This is a genomic window from Pseudoalteromonas sp. 0303 (assembly GCF_013349995.1).
Lineage (GTDB): Bacteria > Pseudomonadota > Gammaproteobacteria > Enterobacterales > Alteromonadaceae > Pseudoalteromonas.
This window is the reverse complement of sequence record NZ_JABVXF010000157.1, coordinates 1-412: the sequence shown is the minus strand read 5'-3', so window position 1 is coordinate 412 and position 412 is coordinate 1. Positions and strand designations below refer to the sequence as shown.

1 protein-coding gene is annotated in these 412 nt (G+C 38.3%); it reads left to right on the top strand.

Going from position 1 to position 412, the window contains the following annotated elements; translation table 11 throughout:
* Positions 1-375, top strand: a 375-nt coding sequence (locus tag HUS62_RS22590) for a cellulose synthase operon protein YhjQ/BcsQ (RefSeq protein WP_220095116.1), incomplete at its 5' end; no start/stop codon positions are given.
* Positions 376-412: the final 37 nt, after the last annotated feature.

The window sequence follows — 412 nt, the reverse complement described above, 5'->3', positions numbered from 1 at the left end:
GCCCATGTTGATGTGCACCGCTATTCGCTAAATGAAGACGATATATTCCTTGAGATTATTAATTGTGATGCAATTTGTCACAGTTTTGCTTTCAAACGTTTAAACACTCTAAAGCAGGCTGAATCATCATGGCAGCATTATTTTTTAACCAATAAATATAATTCAGCCTCTGAGCTTGAATCAGATTTATTGCAGCTTTGGCAAACTGAATTACCATTAATTGCACCTTTATATATCAACAAAGATGAAGTCATCAAAGAAGCAACTGCATTTAGAAATGTGGCAATTAACTGTGCTCCATACAGCGTTGCTAATGATGACTTTGAAACGCTAGCCGGTTGGCTTGTAAGCCGCGCGAGTCAGAATGACCAATAGCATCCATTCACTCGGTATCACACACCGACTACTTAAA